General features: G+C 36.2%; 24 protein-coding genes and 1 other annotated feature. Of the genes, 15 read left to right on the top strand and 9 right to left on the bottom strand.

Going from position 1 to position 24,892, the window contains the following annotated elements; genetic code table 11:
* Positions 1-77 precede the first annotated feature (77 nt).
* Positions 78-1,067: a tryptophan--tRNA ligase gene (gene trpS, locus AC1DKZ_RS07325; protein ID WP_000110999.1), complete on the bottom strand. Its 990-nt coding sequence runs from the start codon at positions 1,065-1,067 to the stop codon at positions 78-80.
* A gap of 75 nt (positions 1,068-1,142) precedes the next feature.
* Positions 1,143-1,359, bottom strand: a binding site (T-box leader).
* A 105-nt stretch (positions 1,360-1,464) separates the two neighbouring features.
* On the bottom strand, positions 1,465-1,845 hold the full coding sequence (locus AC1DKZ_RS07320; protein ID WP_002125921.1) for a DUF3899 domain-containing protein: 381 nt from the start codon (positions 1,843-1,845) through the stop codon (positions 1,465-1,467).
* Between the two features lie 319 nt (positions 1,846-2,164).
* Here AC1DKZ_RS07320 and AC1DKZ_RS07315 point away from each other — a divergent pair, with 319 nt between their 5' ends.
* The 5 genes from AC1DKZ_RS07315 to AC1DKZ_RS07295 all read left to right on the top strand — a co-directional run bounded on the left by AC1DKZ_RS07315 (position 2,165) and on the right by AC1DKZ_RS07295 (position 7,859).
* Positions 2,165-3,799, top strand: a complete 1,635-nt coding sequence (locus AC1DKZ_RS07315; protein WP_404455915.1) for a peptide ABC transporter substrate-binding protein — start codon at positions 2,165-2,167, stop codon at positions 3,797-3,799.
* Between the two features lie 127 nt (positions 3,800-3,926).
* Positions 3,927-4,856, top strand: coding sequence for an oligopeptide ABC transporter permease (gene opp3b, locus AC1DKZ_RS07310; RefSeq protein ID WP_000534165.1), 930 nt, complete (start codon positions 3,927-3,929; stop codon positions 4,854-4,856).
* Positions 4,853-5,869: an oligopeptide ABC transporter permease gene (gene opp3C, locus AC1DKZ_RS07305; RefSeq protein WP_002086981.1), complete on the top strand. Its 1,017-nt coding sequence runs from the start codon at positions 4,853-4,855 to the stop codon at positions 5,867-5,869. The genes opp3b and opp3C overlap by 4 nt, the downstream gene beginning before the upstream one ends.
* Before the next feature lie 18 nt (positions 5,870-5,887).
* Positions 5,888-6,931: an ABC transporter ATP-binding protein gene (locus tag AC1DKZ_RS07300; protein WP_002011337.1), complete on the top strand. Its 1,044-nt coding sequence runs from the start codon at positions 5,888-5,890 to the stop codon at positions 6,929-6,931.
* Positions 6,924-7,859 carry an ABC transporter ATP-binding protein gene (locus AC1DKZ_RS07295; RefSeq protein WP_002134960.1) on the top strand — a complete coding sequence of 312 codons (936 nt, stop codon included), beginning with the start codon at positions 6,924-6,926 and terminating at the stop codon, positions 7,857-7,859. The genes AC1DKZ_RS07300 and AC1DKZ_RS07295 overlap by 8 nt, the downstream gene beginning before the upstream one ends.
* 191 nt (positions 7,860-8,050) lie before the next feature.
* Here AC1DKZ_RS07295 and AC1DKZ_RS07290 read toward each other — a convergent pair whose 3' ends face one another.
* On the bottom strand, positions 8,051-9,496 hold the full coding sequence (locus tag AC1DKZ_RS07290) for an MATE family efflux transporter (protein ID WP_476995869.1): 1,446 nt from the start codon (positions 9,494-9,496) through the stop codon (positions 8,051-8,053).
* Between the two features lie 353 nt (positions 9,497-9,849).
* Here AC1DKZ_RS07290 and AC1DKZ_RS07285 point away from each other — a divergent pair, with 353 nt between their 5' ends.
* Entirely contained in the window at positions 9,850-11,496 is a 1,647-nt protein-coding gene (locus AC1DKZ_RS07285) for a peptide ABC transporter substrate-binding protein (protein WP_113937680.1), read from the top strand.
* Between the two features lie 28 nt (positions 11,497-11,524).
* Here the strand turns inward: AC1DKZ_RS07285 and AC1DKZ_RS07280 are convergent, their stop codons facing one another.
* Positions 11,525-11,728: a hypothetical protein gene (locus AC1DKZ_RS07280; RefSeq protein ID WP_000559981.1), complete on the bottom strand. Its 204-nt coding sequence runs from the start codon at positions 11,726-11,728 to the stop codon at positions 11,525-11,527.
* 579 nt (positions 11,729-12,307) lie between these two features.
* Between AC1DKZ_RS07280 and spx the strand changes: the two genes are divergently transcribed.
* The gene (gene spx, locus AC1DKZ_RS07275) at positions 12,308-12,703 is read left to right on the top strand and encodes a transcriptional regulator Spx (RefSeq protein WP_002011348.1); all 396 of its coding nucleotides are present in this window, start codon (positions 12,308-12,310) and stop codon (positions 12,701-12,703) included.
* A 50-nt stretch (positions 12,704-12,753) separates the two neighbouring features.
* Here spx and AC1DKZ_RS07270 read toward each other — a convergent pair whose 3' ends face one another.
* The gene (locus AC1DKZ_RS07270; RefSeq protein WP_002011349.1) at positions 12,754-13,428 is read right to left on the bottom strand and encodes a TerC family protein; all 675 of its coding nucleotides are present in this window, start codon (positions 13,426-13,428) and stop codon (positions 12,754-12,756) included.
* A gap of 436 nt (positions 13,429-13,864) precedes the next feature.
* Here AC1DKZ_RS07270 and mecA point away from each other — a divergent pair, with 436 nt between their 5' ends.
* From mecA to pepF, 4 genes are all read left to right on the top strand, one after another.
* On the top strand, positions 13,865-14,548 hold the full coding sequence (mecA, locus tag AC1DKZ_RS07265; RefSeq protein ID WP_002149820.1) for an adaptor protein MecA: 684 nt from the start codon (positions 13,865-13,867) through the stop codon (positions 14,546-14,548).
* A 71-nt stretch (positions 14,549-14,619) separates the two neighbouring features.
* Positions 14,620-16,164 carry a cardiolipin synthase gene (locus AC1DKZ_RS07260; protein ID WP_113937681.1) on the top strand — a complete coding sequence of 515 codons (1,545 nt, stop codon included), beginning with the start codon at positions 14,620-14,622 and terminating at the stop codon, positions 16,162-16,164.
* Positions 16,165-16,254: 90 nt separating this feature from the next.
* Positions 16,255-17,490, top strand: coding sequence for a competence protein CoiA (locus AC1DKZ_RS07255; RefSeq protein ID WP_476995868.1), 1,236 nt, complete (start codon positions 16,255-16,257; stop codon positions 17,488-17,490).
* Positions 17,491-17,540: 50 nt separating this feature from the next.
* On the top strand, positions 17,541-19,367 hold the full coding sequence (gene pepF, locus AC1DKZ_RS07250) for an oligoendopeptidase F (protein ID WP_476995867.1): 1,827 nt from the start codon (positions 17,541-17,543) through the stop codon (positions 19,365-19,367).
* 133 nt (positions 19,368-19,500) lie between these two features.
* Here pepF and AC1DKZ_RS07245 read toward each other — a convergent pair whose 3' ends face one another.
* The 4 genes from AC1DKZ_RS07245 to AC1DKZ_RS07230 form a co-directional block, all read right to left on the bottom strand.
* Positions 19,501-19,674, bottom strand: coding sequence for a hypothetical protein (locus AC1DKZ_RS07245; protein ID WP_002086970.1), 174 nt, complete (start codon positions 19,672-19,674; stop codon positions 19,501-19,503).
* A 230-nt stretch (positions 19,675-19,904) separates the two neighbouring features.
* Positions 19,905-20,798, bottom strand: coding sequence for a ClpXP adapter SpxH family protein (locus tag AC1DKZ_RS07240; protein ID WP_113937683.1), 894 nt, complete (start codon positions 20,796-20,798; stop codon positions 19,905-19,907).
* Positions 20,798-21,196, bottom strand: a complete 399-nt coding sequence (locus AC1DKZ_RS07235) for a globin domain-containing protein (RefSeq protein ID WP_000043388.1) — start codon at positions 21,194-21,196, stop codon at positions 20,798-20,800. The genes AC1DKZ_RS07240 and AC1DKZ_RS07235 overlap by 1 nt, the downstream gene beginning before the upstream one ends.
* 185 nt (positions 21,197-21,381) lie before the next feature.
* Positions 21,382-21,960 (bottom strand): CYTH domain-containing protein, encoded by a 579-nt coding sequence (locus tag AC1DKZ_RS07230; protein WP_404491187.1) that lies wholly within the window; start codon positions 21,958-21,960, stop codon positions 21,382-21,384.
* 144 nt (positions 21,961-22,104) lie between these two features.
* On the opposite strand from AC1DKZ_RS07230, the gene AC1DKZ_RS07225 reads away from it, so the two are divergent.
* From AC1DKZ_RS07225 to AC1DKZ_RS07210, 4 genes are read left to right on the top strand one after another with little or no spacing between them, the layout of a single operon-like run.
* Entirely contained in the window at positions 22,105-22,476 is a 372-nt protein-coding gene (locus AC1DKZ_RS07225) for a UPF0738 family protein (RefSeq protein WP_002011362.1), read from the top strand.
* 30 nt (positions 22,477-22,506) lie between these two features.
* Positions 22,507-23,145, top strand: a complete 639-nt coding sequence (gene yjbM, locus AC1DKZ_RS07220) for a GTP diphosphokinase (RefSeq protein WP_002125951.1) — start codon at positions 22,507-22,509, stop codon at positions 23,143-23,145.
* A gap of 18 nt (positions 23,146-23,163) precedes the next feature.
* Positions 23,164-23,961, top strand: a complete 798-nt coding sequence (locus AC1DKZ_RS07215) for an NAD kinase (RefSeq protein WP_002011365.1) — start codon at positions 23,164-23,166, stop codon at positions 23,959-23,961.
* A gap of 15 nt (positions 23,962-23,976) precedes the next feature.
* Positions 23,977-24,870, top strand: coding sequence for an RluA family pseudouridine synthase (locus tag AC1DKZ_RS07210; RefSeq protein WP_219301718.1), 894 nt, complete (start codon positions 23,977-23,979; stop codon positions 24,868-24,870).
* The last annotated feature ends 22 nt before the right edge of the window (positions 24,871-24,892 follow it).

Here is a 24,892-nt window from a genome sequence, read left to right as displayed (position 1 = left end):
CTGCGAGGCAAAAAACGCCTCTGCGTCAGGAACTCCATCCTCCTCACATTCTGAACGAGCCGCTTCCGCTTTATAAGTTACCTACGTTTTCTACTTAATCCCATTGCGTTTTCTACTTTGCGTAGTTGTTTGAATGCAACGCGGTTTGCTTTTTCTGCACCTTTGTCTAGAATTTCGTCTAGTTCTGGTGAGTTGATTAGTTCGTTATATTTGTCTTGGATTGGACGAATTGCTTCTACGACTACTTGTGCTAGGTCGCCTTTGAAGTCTCCGTATCCTTTTCCTTCGTACATTGCTTCTATTTCTTCAACTGTTTTTCCAGAGAATGAAGAGTAGATTGTTAATAAGTTAGAGATTCCAGGTTTGTTTTCTTTATCAAATTTCACGATACCTTCAGAATCAGTTACAGCACTTTTAATTTTCTTTTCAATTGTTTTTGGTTCATCAAGCATACTGATCATTGCTTTTGGATTCGGATCAGATTTACTCATTTTTTTCGTAGGTTCTGTTAATGACATAACGCGAGCTCCTACTTTTGGAATACGAATTTCAGGAACAGTGAACACTTCACGGAAGCGTTTGTTGAAACGCTCTGCTAGGTCGCGTGTTAATTCCATATGTTGTTTTTGATCATCACCAACAGGTACGATTTCAGTGTTGTAAAGTAAAATATCAGCAGCCATTAATGGTGGATACGTTAGTAATCCAGCTGGAACTGAATCTCTACCAGAAGATTTATCTTTATATTGCGTCATACGCTCTAATTCTCCAACGTAAGCAACTGATTGCATAATCCATCCTAGTTGAGCGTGTGCTGGTACTTCTGATTGTACAAATAAAGTAGCTTTTTCAGGATCGATGCCGCATGCTACATAAAGTGCAGCAAGACTGCGAATGTTTTTACGAAGTTGTACGGGATCTTGAGGTACTGTAATCGCATGTTGGTTTACAATACAGAAATAACAGTCGTGTTCATTTTGAAGCTCTGTAAATTGCTTCATAGCTCCTAAATAGTTTCCAAGTGTAATCGTTCCACTCGGCTGAATACCAGAAAAGATAACTGACATAAGTAATTCCTCCTAAATTTGAATGCGTGATGGGGAAGAGAAGGCAAACAAAAAAGCCCATTCATCCCAAAAAACTATAGGGACGAATGGACCGCGGTACCACCCTAATTATTTCACTACTGTGAAATCTCTCTAATCCATAATAACGTTTGGATATAACGCCAAAGCCTACTACTTTCGGTTCGGTTTGGTGCTCAAAAGCCCATTCCATACTGCGCAATTACTTGTTCACACCAGCCACAAGCTCTCTGAAATTGCCTCAATATGTACTCTTCTTTATCATCGCATACATGTAAAATTATTTATTGTTACCTAAGCTCTTTTAATATGAAAGAACTAAAGTTTTATAACAAAATGTTTTGCTGATTATTATATCATATGGGATAGTGTTTGCAAACTACATCAAAATAGTAAAGCTAATGAGGATCGAGAACAACCCAAGTACGATACCGGTAATACAAATCGGATACGTCCATTTGAATGAATATGTTTTATAAATACGTTCTTTCTTATCGATAGGTTCCTCTGCTTCTTCAATTAAAGAGTCAATTTTTTTATTCGTACCAAATACTCTTTGGAATGCGTAAATTGTTACGTTAAAAAATCCGTTTTGAAATATGAATAAAAAACCACCTATAAGAATAAAAAACAATGCAATATAGAATGAGATGTTGACAAAATTCAACAAAAAATGAGATGAAACGAGGAATGCGCCCACACTAGAAGCGATTATCGCAACCAAAAATAGTATACAAGTATGAAAAAAAACTTTATTCAAAATATTCCCCTCCGTCAAAATATTACTAGAATTATTATACTATAAAAGTTATAATAAGTAATATAAATAATTTTTTGAAAATTATACGCAATTGAGGTTCTAATTTCAAGATGATGGTAGCAATGTTAATGTATCCCTTTACAAAAAATTAAAAATATAAACATTTTATTAAAAATTTTAACAAAAAAACAAAAAACTATATTCACAATCGTCATATTATATGTATAATGAAAATTGTAGAAACTTGGAGATTATTCTTTCAATTCTGTTTTTCTACAAGTGAGGGTACAGGAAGTGCAATTAGGGGAGGCAACACAGCATGAAGAAAAAGATACCGCTATTGCTTGCATCGACGTTGACAGTAAGTGTGCTAGGAGCCTGTAGTTATCAAAAAGATGATAATAAGGCAAGCGTGAAAGGATCCAGTACTTCAAATAAGCAAGTATTGAATCTAACAGAAACTGCTGAAATACCAACAATGGATACGACGCTATCAACGGATGCAGCATCTTCTAACATCATGAATAACACAATGGAAGGATTGTATCGTCTGGGGAAAGACGATAACCTCGTTCCAGGAGTCGCTAAATCTTATGAGAAATCAGAAGATGGTAAAAAGTATGTATTTAAATTACGTGAAGATGCGAAATGGTCGAATGGTGAACCTGTAACAGCGAAAGACTTCGTTTATTCTTGGAGAAGAGCTGTTGATTCAAATACGGGTGCCAAATTTGCTTACATACTATTTGATGTGAAAAATGCAGAGAAAATTAATAAAAAAGAATTACCAGTTGAGGAACTTGGTGTAAAAGCAATTGATGATCACACACTTGAAGTGGAATTAGATAATCCTGTTCCTTATTTTGTAAGTCTAACAGTCTATCCAACATTTTATCCTTTGAATGAGAAGTTTGTAAAAGAACAAGGAACAAAATTTGGATTAGAATCCAATACGACACTTTATAATGGGCCATTCGTTTTAAATGAATGGAAACATGAACAAAGTTTCCACCTTAAGAAAAATCCAACGTATTGGGAAAATAAAGAAGTGAAGCTTGAGGAGATAAACTTCAATATTGTTAAGGATCGTTCAACTGCTATAAACTTATATGAAACGAAAGCGATTGATCGTGTAGTATTAACATCAGAATTTGTAGATAAATACAAATCAGATGCTGATTTTAAAACAATTAAGAGACCATCTACACAATTCATTCGTTTAAATGAAAAAAATAAATTTTTAGCAAATAAAAATATCCGAAAAGCAATTGCGATGTCCTTTGAACGTGAAAATATCGGGAAAGTTATCTTAAACGATGGTTCAGAAGGAATGTATGGTTTTGTTCCGAAAGGTTTGGCAAAAGGACCTAACGGAAAAGACTTCCGTGAAGAGAACGGAAAGCTTATAAAAGAGGATGTTAAAGAAGCTCAAAAATATTGGGAAGCTGGTAAAAGAGAACTTGGTGTAGACAAAGTAGAGTTAGAGTTATTAAACTTTGATACTGATGATGCCAAAAAAATCGGAGAGTATTTAAAGGGACAATTCGAAAAGAACTTACCAGGCTTAACAGTTTCAACAAAAATGCAGCCATTTGCACAAAAGTTAAAACTTGAAGCAAGTGGAGATTATGCGATGTCATATGCGGGATGGAGTCCAGATTATATGGATCCAATGTCATTCCTTGAAATGTATACAACAGGTAATTCGCAAAATAAAGTGAATTACGCAAACCCAGCTTATGATGAACTAATTAAGAAAGCCAAAACAGAAGTAGATGTACAAGCTCGTTGGGATGCTCTATTAAAAGCAGAACAACAACTGCTTGAAGATGCAGCGATTGCTCCAGTATATCAACCTGGAAAGGCATATTTACAACGTAGTTCAATTACAGGCCTATTAGAACATAAATATGGCGGAGAATTTAGCTATAAGTGGGTTGAACTCAAAAACTAAAAATGGTTTCCATCATGAATAAGGGTATATGCCTATGATGGGCATGTGCTCTTATTTTAAAAAAATAAAAGTAAGAATATTTCAAACTATCTTATTGCTTTTGAGAAAAACGGGGAGGTGCTTGACTATGGGACGTTATGTATTAAAACGTTTCGTGTACATGGCTTTGACATTATTTTTAATTACTACACTGACTTTCTTCTTGATGAAATTACTACCGGGTTCTCCGCTTAAAAACCAGGAGAAGCTATCACCGGCACAAAAAGAAATCATTCTTGAAAAATATGGATTAAATGATCCAGTACCAGTTCAATATGCACGTTACTTAGGTAACTTAGCAAAAGGTGATTTAGGGGTATCATTCCAATATGATAACCGCCCAGTAACAGATATGATTGTGGATCGTATTGGACCATCAGCACAACTTGGTTTACAAGCGATTATATTAGGAACATTTATCGGTTTAATTTTAGGAATCGTTGCGGCGCTTCGTAACAATACGTGGGTCGATTATGGGGCGACAATTATTTCCGTACTCGGGATGTCGGTACCCTCATTCGTATTCGCCGCATTACTACAATATTTCGTAGGGGTAAAACTTGGTTGGTTCCCAGTAGCATTCTGGAAAGGACCGGAGTTTACAGTAATGCCTACAATTGCCTTATCGATGGCAGTTATCGCAACAATCGCACGTTTCGCTCGTGCAGAGTTAATTGAGGTTATGCAAGCAGACTACATTTTAACAGCGAAAGCGAAAGGAATTAGCCAAGGCGTTATCATTATCAAGCACGCACTGCGTAACGCATTAATTCCAGTTGTAACAATTTTAGGACCAATGGTTGCAGGATTAATTACAGGGACACTAGTTATTGAGCAAATTTACGCTGTACCTGGACTTGGGGAACAATTCGTTAAATCGATTACAGTAAATGACTATACAGTTATTATGGGAACTACAATTTTCTATAGTGCGATCTTCATCTTAGTTATTTTCATTGTCGATATTTTATACGGAATTATTGATCCTCGTATTCGTTTAGCGGGAGGGAAAAAATGATGAAAGATGTACAAAAATTATCTCCAGATTTATTTCAACCAGCCAATCAGAGTAATGTTGATAATGAAGTCATTGCCCGTCCAAGCTTAACGTTTTGGCAAGATGTAAGAAGACGTTTGTTCCAACATAAAGGTGCAATGTTTGGTTTCGTATTATTAATGCTTATTGTACTATTAGCAATTTTAGGACCGATGGTAAGTAAGCATTCTTATAAAGAGCAGGATTTAGGTCGTGCGAAAATGCCACCGAAAATTCCAGTGATTGAAAATGTTCATTGGCTACCATTTGACGGTACAGATCAATATGGTGTTGACCAATATGAAAAACGTGATATTAAAGAGTACTTCTGGTTTGGTACAGATGATCTTGGCCGTGATTTATGGACAAGAACATGGGAAGGTACACGAGTATCATTATATATCGCTCTTTTAGCAGCAGCGATTGACTTAGTAATTGGGGTTGCATACGGAGGTATTTCAGCCTTCTATGGCGGCAGAGTAGATAATATTATGCAACGTATTATGGAGATCATTAACGGTATTCCATACTTAATCATCGTTATTTTAATGGTAATCATTATGGGATCAGGTATTTGGTCAATTACACTTGCGATGGCAATTACAGGTTGGATAGGGATGTCGCGTATCGTTCGTGGACAGATCCTAAAATTAAAAAACCAAGAATATGTATTAGCATCTCGTACATTAGGGGCAACGAATACACAGTTAATTGTGAAGCACTTAATTCCGAACGTAATGGGACCAATTATCGTAATGACAATGTTTACAATTCCAACAGCGGTATTTGGTGAAGCATTCTTAAGCTTCATCGGACTAGGTATTCAGCCACCATTCGCATCACTTGGTTCTCTTGTAAATGATGGTTATAAATCAATTCAAACGTATCCACATATGATGTTCATCCCAGCGGTTGTCATCAGTATGTTAATCTTAGCATTCAACTTAATTGCAGACGGATTACGCGACGCGTTAGATCCAAAAATGCGTAAGTAAAAGAGGGGAGAAGTAAAAATGAAAACATTGCTAGAGGTAAAAGATTTGCAAGTCTCCTTTGATACACATGCAGGTGAAGTACAAGCTGTACGCGGTGTTACTTTTGATTTGAAAAAAGGAGAAACATTAGCGATTGTAGGAGAATCTGGTTCTGGTAAATCAGTTACTTCTAAAGCGTTAATGGGATTAATTCCGAATCCTCCAGGACGTATTAAAAACGGTGAAATCGTATTTGAAGGTCGTGACTTAACGAAACTAACAGAAAAAGAAATGCAGCAAGTACGCGGTAAAGATATTGCGATGATTTTCCAAGATCCAATGACATCATTAAATCCAACGATGACTATTGGTAATCAGATTATGGAAGGTCTTATTAAGCACCAAGGGATGAGTAAAGCAGATGCACGTAAAGTTGCGTTAGAATTAATCGACCTTGTAGGTATTCCGAATCCAGAAGCGCGCTTAAAACAATATCCTCACCAATTCTCAGGTGGTATGAGACAGCGTGTAGTTATTGCGATGGCGTTAGCTTGTAACCCGAAATTATTAATTGCCGATGAGCCGACAACAGCGCTAGACGTTACAATTCAGGCGCAAATTTTAGAACTTATGAAGGACATTCAGCAAAAAACAGAAGCAGCAATCATTTTCATTACGCATGACTTAGGTGTAGTGGCAAACGTTGCAGACCGAGTTGCGGTTATGTACGCTGGTAAAGTTGTTGAAATTGGAACTGTTGATGAAATTTTCTACAATCCAAAACATCCATACACATGGGGCTTAATCGCATCTATGCCAAGCTTAGATGGTGCAGAGGACGAGCTATATGCGATTCCAGGAACGCCTCCAGACTTATTAAAACCGCCAAAGGGTGATGCTTTTGCACCACGTAACCCGCAGGCATTGAAAATTGATTTTGAAATGGACCCACCTTTATTTAAAGTAAGTGATACACACTATGCGGCAACTTGGTTACTTCACGAGCAAGCTCCAGAAGTCAAACCACCGGCAGTCGTTGAAAAACGCATTCTTCAAATGAAAGCAGGTGAACAACATGACTAAACAACGTGAGAAATTAATTGAAGTAAAAAATGTAAAGCAGCACTTCGACGTGAGTGGTGGTGTTGTCAAAGCGGTTAATGATATTTCATTTGATATTTACCGCGGAGAAACATTTGGTCTTGTAGGAGAATCAGGTTGTGGTAAATCGACAACTGGAAGAACGATTATTCGTTTATATGATGCAACTGCTGGTGAAGTGTTGTTCGATGGTGAAAATGTACATGGTAAAAAATCACGTGCAGAGCTGAAGAAGTTCAACCGTAAAATGCAAATGATTTTCCAAGATCCATATGCATCATTAAATCCTCGTATGACAGTAGGGGATATTATCGCAGAAGGTATTGATATTCACGGACTAGCAAAAGGCAAAAAAGAGCGTATGGACCGTGTTCATGAATTATTAAATACAGTTGGTTTAAATAAAGAGCATGCAAACCGTTTCCCGCATGAATTCTCAGGCGGACAACGTCAACGTATCGGTATCGCTCGTGCACTAGCTGTAGAACCTGAATTTATCATTGCTGATGAACCAATCTCAGCACTTGACGTATCGATTCAGGCGCAAGTTGTAAACCTACTGAAACAGTTACAAAGAGAAAAAGGTTTAACATACTTATTCATCGCCCATGATTTATCAATGGTAAAATACATTAGTGATCGCATTGGTGTAATGTACCGTGGTCAAATCGTTGAGTTGACAACAAGTGAAGAGTTATATGCGAATCCAATGCATCCATATACAAAATCACTACTATCTGCAATTCCGCTTCCAGATCCAGATTATGAGCGCAATCGTAAACGTATCGTATACGATCCAACTCAGCATGATTATGGTAGCGAAGCACCAACAATGCGTGAAATTCGCCCAGGACATTTTGTATTATGTTCTGAAGCAGAGTATAAGAAATATAAAGAAATCTATCAATAATAAAGTAGAGCCATTCTTCTATTACAGAAGGATGGCTCTATTTTTTTATACTAATTAAACTTAATTTAGTATAAAGAGATTTTATCCAAGTTCTTTTTCTGTTTAAAGACAGCAAATTAAGAGTTTCCAAGAATGAAGAAAAGGCGACTGAAATCCAGCCGCCTTTTTCTTCATTTAGAAACACTTTTATTTTACTGCGCTTGAACAGAAACACTCTCATCTTGCTCATTTGGTTTAACAAGTGCATAATTTTCCCACGATCTACTTCTCCAGCGGAAGAACATAATAATTGCTCGTGTCCATTCGTCGATAGCAATCGCTAGCCAAATACCAACGAGCCCCATGTCTAAATGGAAGGCGAAAAAGTAACCGAGTGGTAAGCTCATTAACACCATGGAGAATGCGCCGATTAAAACAGGATATTTTGCATCGCCAGCTGCACGAAGTGAATTAATGATGACGATGTTCATCTTCCGTCCTGTTTCAAGTAGTACACTTAGTAAAAGAACGCTTGCCCCTAGAGCGATAATATGAGGATTATCCGTAAATAGTCCCATTAATTGTGTGCGGAATGTAACAACGAGCATGACCATAAATAGAGTTACACCAATCGCCCATTGTACACTTTTCCATACGCGTGTGTAAGCTTCATCCTTTTCATTTCCGCCAACTAGGCGTCCAACGATAATAGCTGTTCCCATACCGATAGCAATGGCGAATAAATAAGTGAACATGGAAATGTTAGTAGCGTATTGTCTTGCAGCTAACGATTCCGTACCTAAGTATGTTGCGTAATATAAGAAGACAATTTGACAAGCTTGATACATGACTTGCTCGAATGCCGATGGAATGCCGATCTTTAAAATTTTGCCAACGTATTCTTTTGATAAAGCGAAGTAATATTGTAATTTCACACGGTATTCCATAACGCGGTACAGTAACCAGAAGAAAACGATAAGTGCGATTAACCGGCTGACAGCAGAAGAAATAGCAGCCCCTTGCACACCAAGTTCAGGAAAACCGAATTTCCCGAAAATAAGTACGTAGTTTCCGGCGATATGAATGATATTCATTCCAAGCGAAACAAACATTGCTTGCTTTGTAAAGCCGTGAACGCGGATAATTGCGGCTAATGAGTTAATAATAGCTTGAAGGAAAATAGCTCCTCCGACGATGGATAGATAGCTTTGTGCATACGTTAGTACATCGCCTTGTAAATTCATTGCCATCATCATATGTTTTGAAAATAAAAGAAAACCAGCGCTTATAATGAGTCCGACCACTAAATTTAATGTGACGGCTAATGCTGATATTTTTGATGCTTCCATAAAGCGTTTAGAACCGAGGTATTGGGATACAACGATAGCTGCACCATTCCCGATGACTTCTAGTACTAAAATCGCGATATGAAGGTATTGATTTGCTGCACCAACCCCAGATACAGCATCGTCTGATAATGCACTTAACATGAAAGTATCAGCGATCCCCATCAGCATAAAAAGAAAAACTTCTAGAAAAATAGGCCATGTTAATAAGAATAAACTTAATTTCTCTGTTGGCCCGTTTTTTGAGCGAATTGCTGTCATGTCCGTCCCCTCTTTACCGATATCTATTTTTAGCAAAGTGTATCGTAACACACTTTCATATCCTTTGCACTTATTTTAGTCTACATATTTTCAATATGAATAAACCTTCATTTTATGACGGAAAAGGAGGAATAATTATGCGTAAGATATTATAGAATATAAAATTTGTTTTTCTCTGATAGTTTAGAAGAGTGTAAAAATCGTCATTTTTAACACTTTAATTCAATAAAAACGCAGTATGAAACGTTTACAAATACACAAAGTGTTAACAGGAAATTTTAATAAAATAGAAATATAAATATACAAAGAATATATTTGTGTGTATAATATGAATTATTAGAACATATATATATTTCTTTCTGTTTGAAAATGAAAGGGCTAACATTTTTTTGGAGGGTGGAAGTATGAAAAAAAAGATACCAGTTTTTGTAGCATCAACAGTAGCAATGAGCATGATTTTAGGGGCATGTGGCTACCAAAAAGATGAACCGCAAGCGAACGCAAAAGGGGATAGCGGGAAAAGCGGTGCGAAGCAAGTTATAAACTTAATTGAAACGCAAGAAATTCCAACGATGGACCCAGCGTTATCAGCTGATGCAGTTTCTTCAAAAGTAATGAACAATACGATGGAAGGTCTATACCGCCTTGGGAAAGATGATAAATTAGTTCCAGGTGTAGCGAAAGAATTCCAAAAGTCAGAAGACGGTAAAAAGTATACATTTAAATTACGTGAAGATGCAAAATGGTCAAATGGTGAACCTGTAACGGCGAAAGATTTCGTGTATGCATGGCAAAGAGCAATTAATCCAGATACAGCTGCGAAATCGGCGTACATTATGTACGATATAAAAAATGCTGAGAAAATTAATAAAAAAGAGATGAGTCCAGACCAATTAGGCGTGAAAGCGATTGATGATCATACATTAGAAGTAGAATTAGATAATTCTATCCCATATCTTATTGATTTAATGGTCTATCCGATCTTCTATCCTGTTAATGAAAAGTATGTGAAAGAGCAAGGGACGAAGTTTGGTTTAGAAGCAAATACAACACTTTACAACGGTCCATTTACATTAAGTGATTGGCAACATGAACGTAGTTTCAAAATGACAAAGAGCCCATCGTATTGGGACAATAAAGAAGTGAAACTTGAGGAAGTAAACTTTAATATTGTAAAAGATACGTCTACGCCAATTAATTTATATGAAACAAACGCAGTCGATCGAGCGACGTTATTAGCAGAGTTCATCGATAAATATAAAGGAAAACCAGATTTCAAAACAGTAGAAGAGACATCTGTATTCTTCCTTCGTTTAAATCAAAAAGACCCATCTTTAGCAAATAAAAATATTCGTAAAGCAATTTCACTTGGCTTTGATCGTAAACCATTCGTTGATACATTATTAAATAACGGTTCTAGGCCAGCGACAGGATTAATTCCTGATAATTTCATTAAAGGTCCGGATAAAAAAGATTTCCGTGCTGAAAATGGAGATATTATAAAACCAAATGTAAAAGAAGCGAAAAAGTATTGGGAAGCTGGTAAAAAAGAGCTTGGTAAAAATGAAATTGAATTAGAGATGTTAAATGAAGACGTTGAATTATCGAAGAAAACTGGTGAATATTTAAAAGGTGAGTTAGAAAAGAATTTACCAGGCTTAACAGTGAAAATTAAACAACAACCATTCGCACAAAAACTAAAATTAGAAGATGCAGGCGATTATGTAATGTCATTCTCTGGATGGGGGGCAGACTTCCCAGATCCAGTTACATATCTTGATATGTTCGTAACTGACGGAGCGCAAAACAAAATGAAGTATTCTAATCCGAAGTACGATGAGATTATTATGAAAGCGAAAAAAGATGGAAGCGATGTAAATGCTCGCTGGAAAAACTTACTTGAAGCAGAAAAAATGCTACTTGATGACGCTGCGATTGTTCCGGTATATCAACGTGGTAGAGCATATTTACAAAGAGAAACAATTAAAGATATGTACAACCATAAATATGGCCCCGATGTAAGCTTTAAATGGGCATCAGTAGGAAAATAAGAAAAAAGCAGGTGATTACCTGCTTTTTTTAGTACGTACGTTTTTTATAAATGCCTTTTCCGCCAACTTGGTTCCAGCCAGATTGTACATCTAAACTTTTGTTAACAAACTTCATTTTTTCTTTCCCACCAAAGAGTTTTTCACCGATGCTATTTGTAATGACACCAATCAATGCTGTTATTCCGATGATGAGGGTAGCAACAATGATAAAATCAGTAAAAAAAGCGATCATATGCAAATTCCCCCTTTGTCTGTCTGTATTTTTATTGTATGAGATAAATGGTAAAAAAGAAAGAAATGTCAGAAAAATATTCGATTTACTTTAGAAAGCATATAGACATGAGCGGAGAGATTTGTTAAAATGAGAACAAATGTTCCTTTTGTTTCTAACCTTTAGAGTCTTACATTTCTCAATTGTTTTGTCGGGAAAAGGTAAGAAAACGCTCTCTTTTTAATGGGGAAGATTATGAAACTGTAATTGTATATCAAGTGAAGATTATTGTAGAAAGTAAGTATCAAAAGGGTTGAAGACCGTTGTTAAAGGACAGTTTTACTCAGTATAATCATGTTGCATAGCAGTGGAGTACACGGAGAAATTTTCTCAACTAGCAGTAAATTCACTGTATATTTCTTGCAAAAACTATTGTATAATGATTATAGAAGTTACTTATTAAAAGTAATTATTGTTGCTTACATGAATTGCGATTTTTTACTTTGCTATAAGACAAGTTATCGCGAAAAATTGCGGAAGTTAGAAATTTAAACTGTAATTAGTACAGAATTTGTACTCTTTAAGGAGAGTGAGCTTTGTATGGTAACATTATATAGTTCTCCAAGCTGTACGTCTTGTAGAAAGGCGAAATTATGGCTAGAGGAAAATCATATTCCTTATACAGAACGTAATATTTTCTCAGATCCATTAACGATTGATGAGATTAAAGAGATTTTACGTATGACAGAAAGCGGAACGGATGAGATTATTTCTACTCGTTCAAAAGTTTTCCAAGAATTGAATGTGAACTTAGAGTCTTTACCACTTCAAGATTTATATAAGATGATTCGTGATTATCCAGGTATTTTACGTCGTCCAATTATGATTGACGAAAAACGCCTTCAAGTAGGTTACAACGAAGATGAAATCCGTCGTTTCTTACCACGTACAGTAAGAACGTTCCAATTACGTGAAGCACAGCGTCTTGTAAATTAATTATAATAATATGAAAACCTTCTACCTATTATAGAGTAGAAGGTTTTTTTTTACTGTTTAACATTACGTAATCGCACTTGTTGAACGATAAAGCCTATGCATAAAATGGTGAAAATGAACAAATAAGGGATACTTGTGGCAAAACTAGGATTATGATGAAAAAACGTTGCAAGTCTGTCTTCGTGTGTAATCATTTTTCCTGCTGTATAGGCGAGAACTGCTGCTCCGCAATAAATGAGAAATGGAAAGCGTTCCATGAGTATTAAAATAAGTTTGCTTCCCCAAATGATAATCGGGATAGAAATGAATAAACCGATAATTACGAGTGAAAGTCTTCCGTGAGCTGCTCCTGCAATGGCAATAACATTGTCAAACCCCATAACGAGATCCGCGAATACAATTGTACGCACAGCTTGGAATAAAGTCGTTTTTCCTTTGATAGAAGAAAGGTCGTTGTTATTATCAGTGAGTAAATTGACCGCAATTAATGTGAGTAAAATTCCGCCGGTGAGTTGTAAAAATGGGATATCAAGTAAATAGACAGCTAGTATCGTGAGGAGAATTCGTAGCACAATTGCTAACATAGTACCAATCAAAATGGCTTTATTTCGTTTTGCTTCAGGTAAATTTCGGCTAGCTAGTGCGATGACAATTGCGTTATCGCCACCTAGTACAACATCGATACCGACAATCATTAGTACAGATGTTAAAAACTCTAAGTCCATTCGTCTGCCTCCATTTATGATGTTTTAATAAGCGAAATATATGTATGTGGTGAAGAAAGTTTGTCTAGTTTTGATCCCGCGCGCCTGGGGAAAAAATAATCACCTCTAATAGAAGTTTCACTTTATTACAGTGTACGAGGGAATATGGGAATGTATGTCCAAATTTTTTGCGAGCAGTGAATTGGTATAATGGTATATTTATTCCGATTGGTGCGAGCTAATAATCAGTGGAGGATGAAAAAAATACTGATTATTGTTTCACTTTATGTAAAAAGTCGAATACAGATAGGTATATAACTATTTTTGTAAAATAAATCGATTTTATTTCCCTTCTGGAGAATCTTATCATAAAATGAGAGTACAAGAATCTATTGTTTTGTCATATGAGTGGGGAATCCCTTCATAACAATTCTAAGCAGGAAGGGAGCGTTGTATTTTGGATATTGAAAGAATTAATGACCATACGATGAAATTTTTTATTACGTACATTGATATAGAGGACAGAGGGTTTAATCGTGAAGAAATTTGGTATGATCGCGAACGAAGTGAAGAGCTCTTTTGGGAGATGATGGACGAAGCTCGTGATCATGATGATTTCTTTATCGATGGGCCGTTATGGATCCAAGTGCAAGCAGTCGATAAAGGGATTGAAGTACTTGTAACGAAAGCGGAGCTTTCAAAGGATGGACAAAAGCTGGAATTACCAATAGGTGTAGACAAAATTATAGACATTCCTCTAGATGAAGGCATCGAATCATTATTCCAGCAAGAATTAGTGGAAGAGGTAGAAGAACAAGTAGGAACAAACTTTAATGAAGATGGTACGTTTGGCTTTTTAATTAAGTTTAATGATTTTGAAGATGTTATTTCATTAAGTCATCGTCTTATCTTTGAAGATATAAAAGATGAATTACATTCATTTGAGGACCGCTATTATGTATATGTGGAATTCGATGAAGTGCTACATGATGAAGAAGAGATTGATCGTATTTTAAGTATTGTTTTAGAATATGGAGAAGAATCTACTTTAACGATTCACCGTGTAAGTGAGTATGGGAAACAGGTTGTGAAAGAGCGTGCGCTTGAGACAATTCGCAACAATTTCCCTCCTAAAACGTAGGCCGATTTCTATAGTATGAAATCGGCTTTTTTTATGAAGAATAGGAAGGCTTTCTTATTAGGGGGGAAGAGATGAAAAATACACTAAAACTACTTTTCTTTTTTCTACTACTGTTCGCATTATTTGTTTCATTACGCATGTTTATTGATGTAGCATTTTATTCGGATGTCATGGGGATAAAGGATGTTTCGATTTTAGGTATTATTAGTATTTTATTTACGGTTTCCGCATTTTTAATTGGATGTGTTATTTTCTTAGAAAATCGCCATCCGTCAAAAACACTTACGTGGTTAATCGTACTAGGTATTTTTCCAGTGTTCGGTTTCTTTGCTTATCTTTTATTTGGACAAAACTTTCGCAGAAAAAGAATGTTCCAAAAGAAGGCATTACTCGATGAACAGGCGTTTTTACAATATAAGGGACACGAAGATTACGAAGAACGGATTTTACGAAATCATAAGCATCAAGAATTGTTATTTCGTTTAGCAGATCGATTGGGTGCTTTAAATATTTCATTTCAAACTGAAACGAGGACATTAACAAATGGAGACGAAACGTTTCAGGCAATTTTAGATGGGTTAAATCGAGCGAAACACCACATTCATATGGAGTATTACATTGTACGTGATGACAAGCTCGGTACAGAAATTAAAGATATTTTAATAAAAAAATCAAAAGAAGGCGTTGTCGTTCGTTTTTTATACGACGCGGTTGGAAGCTTTAAATTATCAAATTCGTATATTGCAGAATTGAATGATGCAGGAGTAGAAATGATTCCATTTTTCCCTGTGCGCTTTCCAATTTTAAACGATAAAATTAATTATCGAAACCACCGAAAAATCGTTATTATAGATGGAAATGAGGGGTTTGTAGGTGGATTAAATATTGGTGATGAGTATTTAGGGAAGGATAAATATTTCGGTTTTTGGCGAGACACGCATTTATATTTACGCGGTGAAGCAGTTCAAAGTTTACAGCTAATTTTCCTTCAAGACTGGTTTTATATGACTGGTGAGGCGGTATTAGCACCTGAATATTTACAAGCGGAAGCAGTTGAGGGTGATCATTGGGGCGGAGTCCAACTTGTTGGAGGTGGACCGGATAATAAATGGGAAACAATTAAACATTTATATTTTGCAATGATTGCTTCAGCTAGGAAATCGATTTGGATTGCAACACCATACTTTATTCCAGATGATGATATTTTATCTGCATTAAAAGTAGCTGCACTTGCTGGTATCGATGTTCGTTTGTTAATGCCAAGTAAGCCAGATAAGCGGACTGTCTTTTATGCATCAAGATCGTACTTTCCGGAGTTATTAGATGCAGGAGTAAAAATATATGAATATGAAAAAGGGTTTCTTCATAGTAAAGTTGTCATCGTGGATTCTGATCTCGCATCAATTGGGACAGCTAATATGGATATGAGAAGTTTTCATTTAAACTTTGAAGTAAATGCCTTTTTATATGATACAGGTAGCATTAGAAAGCTCGTTCAAGATTTTAAAGACGATTTAGAAGAATCCAGTGAAATTCATGTTGACCGATTTCATAAGAGACGTCTTCATAGGCGGATTGTTGAATCGACGTACCGGTTATTATCACCTTTATTATAGAAAGAGATGTCCTAATTTAGGACATCTCTTTTTTTGAGAGGAATTTGTAGTAAATTGTAGAATACAAGAAGTTGAAAGGGTGTGATGGTGATGTTTATTGCAAGGAGAGAAAACGGAGAGAAAATTCATCTATTATATAACCGGAATGAAGAACGTTTACGCGAAATGCGTAAACGAGAAAAATTCTTTTGTACAGCTTGCGGAAAAGAAGTGCAAATGAAATTAGGAAAACAAAAGAGCTGGCATTTTGCTCATAAGAAAGTGGATTCATGTCTTACCTTTTATGAAGCAGAATCTATGTATCATATGCACGGTAAAGAATTGTTATATAGATGGTTGAAACGTCAAAATTTTCATGTGGATATAGAGCATTACCTTCCAAAAATCCAGCAAAGACCAGATGTTTTCGTAGAGAGAGCAGGTAGGGAAATTGCGATTGAATATCAATGCGCCAATCTCTCCATAGAACAGCTTTCTAAACGAACATACTCGTATTGGCAAGCTGGTATACAGGTCATCTGGATCATTGGTGGAAATCAATTAAAAAAGCAATCTGCATATTGGATGAAATTTTCCTCACTTCTGGCTTTCTCCTTACAATCTTATCCTCAGCCATTTCTTATTTTCTTCTGTCCGAAACAAAAATCATTTATGAAATGCGCCTTTATCACTCCGTTTTCTACAAACGTCTCTTTCTCACATACTATTTATTTACCAACTGATACGACTACTGTTGACATGCTCTTTTCCCCCGTTCCTTTCCAAAAAGAGGTATTAGGACAAGAATGGAAGAGAAAAAAGAACCATTTTCGGCAAAACGCTCTATCTATCTGGAATTATAATCATAAGTCACTACTCCGCCTCTTATATCAATATAAATGTACCCCAGCGAGTTTTCCTTCTGAAATCGGTGTTCCGCTCCCATCCGCGTTTGCTTTTCAAACAAATCCATTTATATGGCAAGCTTCTCTTTATATGAAGTGTATAGGTATGCTTAAGGTAGGGGAGTATATTTCTCTGCAATACGCATGTAACTATGTAGCAAAATATACGAAGAGGCGTCTACTTCCGTATTTTGCACAACATATATGGAAGGTAGCAGTTGCGGAGTATATGGCATTTTTATGTTATGCAGGTGTATTAATAAAAATAGGTATTAATAAGTATCGAAAAATAAGAGATGTTGTGTTGGTAAAAACAGAGGGAGAAATTATGAAATATGATGAAATTGGCTTAGCGCACGCACTATCTCTATTTGAGACAAAGTTCAACATGAGAGAAGAAAAAGGGGATATAATAAAGAATGAACGTGAAGGAATTACATAAGAAAAACAGAATTGTACTTAAGTAGAGATATTTAAAGGAGGGCTTACAGAATGTCTGAACAAAATAAAGCAAAAACATTACCAGATCGCAATGAGATTGAAGAAGCAAGCACATGGCGATTAGAAGATATTTTCCAAACAGATGCAGAATGGGAAAAAGAATTCCAAGCTATTAAAGAGCTATTGCCAAAGTTAACTGAATTTAAAGGGAAGCTTGGCGACTCTGCAGACAATTTGCTTGAGGCATTGCAATATGAAGATGAAATTTCAATGCGATTAGGTAAGCTATATACATATGCGCATATGCGTTACGATCAAGATACAACAAACTCTGTGTATCAAGCACTGAATGATCGCGCAACAAATTTATACTCACAAGTATCTAGTAGTACAGCGTATATCGTACCTGAAATTTTATCTATTTCAGAAGATACATTGCGAACATTCTTACAAGAAAATCGAGAACTAAGTGTATATGAGCATGCATTAGAAGAAATTACCCGTCAACGCCCGCACGTATTATCTGAGGCAGAGGAAGCGTTATTAGCAGAAGCATCTGAAGTGATGAGTGCATCAAGTAATACATTCGGTATGTTGAATAATGCGGATTTGAAATTCCCATCTATTAAAGGTGAGGATGGAGAAGAGGTAGAAATAACACATGGCCGTTACATTCAGTTTTTAGAAAGTGATGATCGTCGTGTTCGCGAAGATGCATTCAAAGCTGTATTTGAAACGTATGGGAAATTTAAGAACACATTTGCAAGTACGTTAAGCGGGGCAGTGAAACGTAATAATTTCAATGCACGTATTCGTAAATATGACTCTGCTCGCCAAGCAGCATTAAGTAATAATAATATTCCTGAAGCAGTATACGATCAACTCGTTGAAACGGTAAATGACAACTTACATTTATTACACCGTTACATTGATATTCGTAAGCGTGCACTAGGACTTGATGAGCTTCATATGTACGATTTATATACACCACTTGTACAAGAAGTGAAAATGAATGTGAAGTATGAAGAAGCGCAAGACCTGTTATTAAAATCTTTAAACGTACTTGGTGATGAATATGTTGAAATTTTAAAAGAAGCATATGAAAATCGCTGGGTAGATGTGTACGAGAATAAAGGCAAACGAAGCGGAGCGTATTCATCTGGTGCATACGGAACAAATCCGTATATTTTAATGAACTGGCATGATAATGTAAATAATTTATATACACTTGCTCATGAGTTTGGTCATTCGGTGCATAGTTATTACACAAGAAAGACACAGCCACACGTATACGGTGATTATTCAATCTTCGTTGCAGAGGTAGCATCAACTTGTAATGAAGCGCTTCTAAATGATTATTTATTAAAAACGACAGAAGATAAAAAAGAGCGTCTATATTTATTAAATCATTATTTAGAAGGATTCCGTGGTACTGTATTCCGTCAAACAATGTTTGCAGAGTTCGAGCATATCATTCATAAGAAAGTACAAGAAGGACATGCTGTTACGCCAGATATGTTAACGGAGATCTACTACGATTTAAATAAGAAATATTTCGGGGACGCTTTAGTAATCGATAAAGAAATCGGTTTAGAATGGTCTCGTATTCCGCACTTCTATTACAACTATTACGTATATCAATACGCAACAGGATTTAGTGCAGCGACAGCTTTGTCAAAACAAATTTTAGAAGAGGGACAACCAGCAGTAGAACGTTACATTAACGAATTCTTAAAAGCTGGAAGCTCTGATTACCCAATTGAAGTGTTGAAAAAAGCAGGAGTAGATATGGCATCACCAGAACCTGTAAAAGAAGCATTACAAGTATTTGAAGAGAAGTTAAATGAATTAGAAGCGCTATTGTTTGAAGAGAAGTAATGAGAAAAGACGAGGGATTTTATCCTCGTCTTTTTTGTTTGAAAATGTATTTTGTCGATATTTGTCGATAAAATAAGGAGGATTTCCTTACTTTTTCTAAATTAGAAGGCAGTTTTACAGTTGATTTTTGTAATTAAAATCCTTTAAATCGTTTTCTATAGTTGAAATAAGAGACAGCGATGACGATAACTCCGAATAAAAGAGGGAAGGCAATAATTTTAGGAAAAGCTTGTAGTAGAGAAAGGATGTACAAGAAAAAAGAAACAATGAAAGCTAGAAAAATTAGAGCGATATGAGACTTTTTCATTAATAAAACCTCCTAAATGTTCTTTTTTATAGCTTATTCAAAAATGAAAACGTTTAGAATGTGACAAAAATGTGAAATTCGACAAAAGGGGTTGTCATCTGACGTCGAATCTTGTAATATAATAAGCGTGAACGAATTCACATACAAACATATACCCCTTTGTTTGAACGTGAAAATTTCTCCCATCCCCTTTAATATTTTTATAAGCCGTAAAGAAAAAGACCTGGTGTTTACACCGGGTCTTTTTCTTTTGCTATCCATTTCCAATAACGCTCGCACTTCACTTCAATCATTTGTACTTTTCGTTTTAGTTGTAATTTCTTTAGTTCACGCTCTATTTCTTGTTGAGGGCAGTCATATATAAATGAGATTTCCTTTGAAGAAATAAATTGTGTTGCTTCTAGTAATACTTCTAAAGGAGGTAATGGTTCTGGCTCAATCTCGCACTTTATAAGTTCTTTTAATAACTGTACGTATACATCATAGGAATAAATTCCCGCGATTTTAATACCTTCCTCATCTGAATTTGCATGAAAAAATAGGAGGGAAGGTATTTCTGTAATATGCATCTCATTTGTGAATTTTAGGTCGCATTGGAAAGCTTTTTTTGCGCTAACTGAGTGTAGGTCTTTTTTAAATTCCTCTACATCAATGCCACTATCTTTAGCGCATGTAAGCAATAATTCACAGTCAGGGTTTGATACATTTTCAAGAAGAATGTATTCTTGGAGTTTTCGCAAAAATTTCGAACCTGCTTTTCGGCCTTGCAATTCCGCCGCCTTAATTGCCATCGAAACTAAATATGGTGTTGACGATGCCTCTTGCATATGTACTTTTCCATCACATGAAAAACCTTGTAAACTTGTTGTTTTTTCCCACACAAATCGAATATTAGCAGGTTTATTCCATTTGTGTGAGGAAGCGTTTGCTCCGTCCACTTTTCCTGTTACGATATGACGAATAGAGAAGTATTTCCCATACTCAAGCCATAGTTTAATAATAAATGGCTCGATATCCCAGCAATCTTTACAAAGTGGATCAATAAATAAATATGCTTCTACAGATTTATGCTCGCATGTGGAAGGAGAAGGCATATTTATATGCTTTGCTTCCTGCTTATCCATTACACTTCACCTGTTTCATTTGGAGTATTGACCATATGTTGAGCAGTTAATGCTAAACGTTCAAAAACAAACTCTCTTATATGACCGTGCACTCCTGTATCATCCATTGCTTGCTCCATACATGACAGCCAAGCTTCTGCGCGTTTTGGAGTAATCTCAAACGGAAGATGGCGTGCTCTTAGCATAGGATGCCCATGTTCTTCAGTGTATAAATTAGGACCACCTAAATATTGCGTTAAAAATTGTTTCTGCTTCCTAGCAGTTTCTGTTAAATCATCCGGGAAGATCGGAGATAAGTCAGGGTGTTCACTGACATAGGAATAAAATGTATCCACTAATGTTGCAATGCATTGTTCACCGCCAATTGCTTCAAATGGTGTCATCGGTTGCTTGCTCATCCTTTATAAACTCCTTTTTCCATGAAATGTATATCTATTGTAGCAATGGAATGTTATGAAGAGCAACTAAACAGCCTTCATAACATTCTTTGCTTATTCTATATGTTGCTAATAAATCTTTTGCTTTTCAAAAAGGTGAAATGTAGCCGTAAGTACAGCTCTTCTTCACTGATGGAAATTTTACTTTAGCGCTCTTCGTTTTGTTTGGCAAGGAAAAAGCGTTTTACTTTGTTGTTTGTATGACGAACTGGTACGTTATGTTGCTTTAATAACCTTATAAATGCTGCTTTACCGATCTTTTCATCTTGCACTTCGTATTCAATTTCATAATCATCGTGATTGTAATAGAAACTATGATCAAAGACAAGCGTTCCGCCTTCAAATAATATTTCAGCTCTTTCTGTTGTTAAACTACCCATATAAGTTAAAGAGGAAACGGGAATTTGTAATTTGTGTAGCTGATCCATTACAGTTCCTTGAATGATTGTGTTTGTTTCCATCATAAGTTGTGCTTCTTTTTCTGTTACAGACTGATGAGTTTCTAATAAACCAATTTCAGCAGGTTGTTTTAATGTTAATGTATAAGTTCCATCTTTATGACGAATACGAAGTGCAGATCCCGTATCTTTTAAAGAGAAGTGAGGCGTTTCAAAGTAGTGATTTACTTGTTTTGTAAATGCTTCAATAGAAAAAGATTTGCATAATGTTTGGAATTCTTCCTCTGTAACCATATTTTTAAATTCAATTTCAATTTCTTGTGTCATTGTATGCGCTCCTTTTGAAAAATAATTCTTTCCACATTATCGCTTTTTCGCAAATTTGGTTCAATGTTTTATTTGTTTGCGTCCATGTTATGATACAATAATACTGTTAAGTAAGACAGGAAGTTGAGATGGAGGAGTTCGAGTATGCAAAATAAAATTCAAGTTAAGAGCGTAGAAACGAGAGAGAATGCGCTTATTTTTTGTGCGGAAAATACTGAAATAGAGGTAAAGGAGTTAAGTGCGCGTAATCACGTACTTGTAGACTCAGACAATTTATCATTTTTATATATCTTAGAAAATGAATCATCTTTCATTTATGTAAGTATTCCGCATACATGCTGGGAAGCAATGCATGAAGCGATGAATAAAGATACAGCGATGTTTATTCGCGTGAATGATGTTGAAATAGAATTAGAAGGATTAAAAGAAGAAGTAGAATATTTAGTTGAAAATATTGAAGGTAATGCAAATTACGGAGAAGAACTAGTAACTGCTGTAGAAAAAGTGTTTCTATAAGCAAATGGATTGATTTTGGTGGTGGTTGAAATGAATCGTAATTGGGAAGAATTTTTAGCACCGTATCACCAAGCGGTGGCGGAGCTGAAAGTGAAACTAAAAGGAATGCGTACTCAATTTGCAATGTTAACGGAGCATTCTCCAATTGAGTTTGTAACAGGAAGGGTAAAGTCGGTTGCAAGTATTATTGATAAAGCGGAGAAGAGAAATGTACCGCTAGACCGAATTAGAGAAGATATGCAGGACATCGCGGGCCTTCGAATGATGTGTCAATTCGTAGATGAGATTAAGCCTGTTGTAGAATATCTTCGAAAACGAAATGATTTTGACATTGTAGAAGAACGCGATTATGTAACGCAAAAGAAAGATAGCGGCTATCGCTCTTACCACGTTGTCATTAGTTATCCTGTTCAAACGATACAGGGGGAGAAAAAAGTGTTAGTTGAAATTCAAATTCGCACGTTAGCAATGAATTTTTGGGCAACGATTGAGCATTCTTTAAATTACAAATATAGTGGACGTTTTCCTGAAGATATTAAAATACGCTTACAACGTGCAGCGGAAGCGGCGTTTTTATTAGATGAAGAAATGTCTTCCATTCGTCTTGAAATTCAAGAAGCGCAAAAGGTCTTTTCACGAAAGCAGGAAACGAAAGATTCTGAATCATAAACTAAAGGGTGTTGGGCGATGAAATTTACAATTATGTCAAAGGGAGATCAATCATCAGATACACTAGCAAGTACGATGAAAGAATACTTGTTAGATTTTGGGTTTACAATGGATGAAAAGGAACCTGATATTGTAATTTCTGTTGGGGGAGATGGAACGCTTTTATATGCATTCCATCGTTACTATAATCGATTAGATGAAACCGCATTTGTTGGTGTACATACAGGGCATTTAGGTTTCTATGCAGATTGGTTACCCACGGAAGTAGAGAAGTTGGTGATTGCAATCGCTAAAACACCGTTCCAAGTGGTTGAATATCCACTTTTAGAAGTGATTATTCGCTATGTGAATGGTAGTAAAGAGTCGCAGTATTTGGCGATGAATGAAGCGACTGTAAAAAGTGCAGAAGGTACATTAGTAACAGAAGTGGAAATACGCGGAGAGTATTTCGAAACGTTTCGCGGAGATGGTCTTTGTATTTCTACTCCTTCAGGAAGTACCGCTTATAATAAGGCGCTTGGCGGAGCAATTATTCACCCTTCTATTGAAGCGATTCAAATTGCAGAAATGGCATCTATCAACAATCGTGTATTTCGTACGGTAGGTTCACCGCTCGTACTGCCGAAGCATCATACATGCGTTTTAAAGCCGGCTGCAGGAATGAACATGCAAATTACCGTGGATCATTTGACGATGGTTCATCAAGATGTGAAATCAATTCAGTATCGCGTTGCAAACGAGAAAGTACGATTTGTTCGTTTCCGTCCGTTCCCATTCTGGAAACGTGTTCGTGACTCGTTTGTTGCAGATAAATAGAGAGGGTTTATATATTTGAACAGATTTACATTGAAATGGGATATAGGGCTGGCTGAAGAGGGAACTTTAGTTAGAGAATTTTTGAAAACAAAAGGGATTTCGAAAGCTGCTTTAACGGATATAAAGTTCCGCGGGGGAGCAATTGAAGTAAACGGTCAACACACAAGTGTTCGTCACAAGTTACAAGCTGGTGAAGAGTTACAAATCTTTTTTCCAGTGGAGGAAAGAAGTGAAGGGATGGAAGTGGAAGAGATCCCTTTATGTATCGTATATGAAGATGATGCGGTTCTTGTTATAAATAAAGAAGCAAATATGTCGACGATTCCGTCTAGGGAGCACCCGTCAGGAAGTATTGCAAACGCTCTTTTATATCATTATGATAAACAAAATCTTGCAAGTACGGTGCACATTGTGACGAGGTTAGACCGTGATACTTCAGGGCTTATGTTAATTGCGAAAAATAGATTCGTTCACCACCTTTTATCGAAGCAGCATCAACAAAAAGGGGTGAAACGAACGTATGAGGCAATCGTTCATGGGACTATTTTAGAAGAAGTAGGAACGATTGACGCGCCAATCGGACGAAAATCGGATAGTATTATCGAGCGAACTGTCTGTGAAGATGGTCAAAGAGCTGTTACTCATTTTAGAGTGATGGAGAGTTCTTCCGATAAGACGCATGTAGCGCTTGAGCTCGAGACGGGAAGAACACATCAAATTCGTGTACATATGGCATATATAGGACATCCGCTACTTGGGGATGATCTATACGGTGGCCGAAGAGATGTGATAAAACGTCAAGCGCTGCATAGTACATCTTTGACGTTTTATCATCCTATTTTAGAAAAGGGAATGACTTTTACCGTAAGTATCCCAGAGGATATGCAATACGCTTTACATAACAATTAAAAGGGAACAAAATTCTTATCAT

The organism is Bacillus sp. 05T21 (assembly GCF_056396785.1).
Note: the sequence above shows the minus strand (reverse complement) of the source record. Positions and strands in the feature narration are given on the sequence as shown.

Bases quoted from the DNA above. Each gene is read 5' to 3' on its own strand.
- AC1DKZ_RS07240 (WP_113937683.1), bottom strand. From the start codon at position 20,798: ATGGATAAGCAGGAAGCAAAGCATATAAATATGCCTTCTCCTTCCACA.
- AC1DKZ_RS07225 (WP_002011362.1), top strand. From the start codon at position 22,105: ATGCAAAATAAAATTCAAGTTAAGAGCGTAGAAACGAGAGAGAATGCG.
- AC1DKZ_RS07260 (WP_113937681.1), top strand. From the start codon at position 14,620: ATGAAAAATACACTAAAACTACTTTTCTTTTTTCTACTACTGTTCGCA.
- AC1DKZ_RS07270 (WP_002011349.1), bottom strand. From the start codon at position 13,428: ATGGACTTAGAGTTTTTAACATCTGTACTAATGATTGTCGGTATCGAT.
- AC1DKZ_RS07230 (WP_404491187.1), bottom strand. From the start codon at position 21,960: ATGACACAAGAAATTGAAATTGAATTTAAAAATATGGTTACAGAGGAA.
- yjbM (WP_002125951.1), top strand. From the start codon at position 22,507: ATGAATCGTAATTGGGAAGAATTTTTAGCACCGTATCACCAAGCGGTG.
- AC1DKZ_RS07235 (WP_000043388.1), bottom strand. From the start codon at position 21,196: ATGAGCAAGCAACCGATGACACCATTTGAAGCAATTGGCGGTGAACAA.
- pepF (WP_476995867.1), top strand. From the start codon at position 17,541: ATGTCTGAACAAAATAAAGCAAAAACATTACCAGATCGCAATGAGATT.
- AC1DKZ_RS07280 (WP_000559981.1), bottom strand. From the start codon at position 11,728: ATGATCGCTTTTTTTACTGATTTTATCATTGTTGCTACCCTCATCATC.
- AC1DKZ_RS07285 (WP_113937680.1), top strand. From the start codon at position 9,850: ATGAAAAAAAAGATACCAGTTTTTGTAGCATCAACAGTAGCAATGAGC.
- AC1DKZ_RS07255 (WP_476995868.1), top strand. From the start codon at position 16,255: ATGTTTATTGCAAGGAGAGAAAACGGAGAGAAAATTCATCTATTATAT.
- opp3C (WP_002086981.1), top strand. From the start codon at position 4,853: ATGATGAAAGATGTACAAAAATTATCTCCAGATTTATTTCAACCAGCC.
- AC1DKZ_RS07300 (WP_002011337.1), top strand. From the start codon at position 5,888: ATGAAAACATTGCTAGAGGTAAAAGATTTGCAAGTCTCCTTTGATACA.
- AC1DKZ_RS07315 (WP_404455915.1), top strand. From the start codon at position 2,165: ATGAAGAAAAAGATACCGCTATTGCTTGCATCGACGTTGACAGTAAGT.
- AC1DKZ_RS07245 (WP_002086970.1), bottom strand. From the start codon at position 19,674: ATGAAAAAGTCTCATATCGCTCTAATTTTTCTAGCTTTCATTGTTTCT.
- trpS (WP_000110999.1), bottom strand. From the start codon at position 1,067: ATGTCAGTTATCTTTTCTGGTATTCAGCCGAGTGGAACGATTACACTT.
- spx (WP_002011348.1), top strand. From the start codon at position 12,308: ATGGTAACATTATATAGTTCTCCAAGCTGTACGTCTTGTAGAAAGGCG.
- AC1DKZ_RS07295 (WP_002134960.1), top strand. From the start codon at position 6,924: ATGACTAAACAACGTGAGAAATTAATTGAAGTAAAAAATGTAAAGCAG.
- AC1DKZ_RS07215 (WP_002011365.1), top strand. From the start codon at position 23,164: ATGAAATTTACAATTATGTCAAAGGGAGATCAATCATCAGATACACTA.
- opp3b (WP_000534165.1), top strand. From the start codon at position 3,927: ATGGGACGTTATGTATTAAAACGTTTCGTGTACATGGCTTTGACATTA.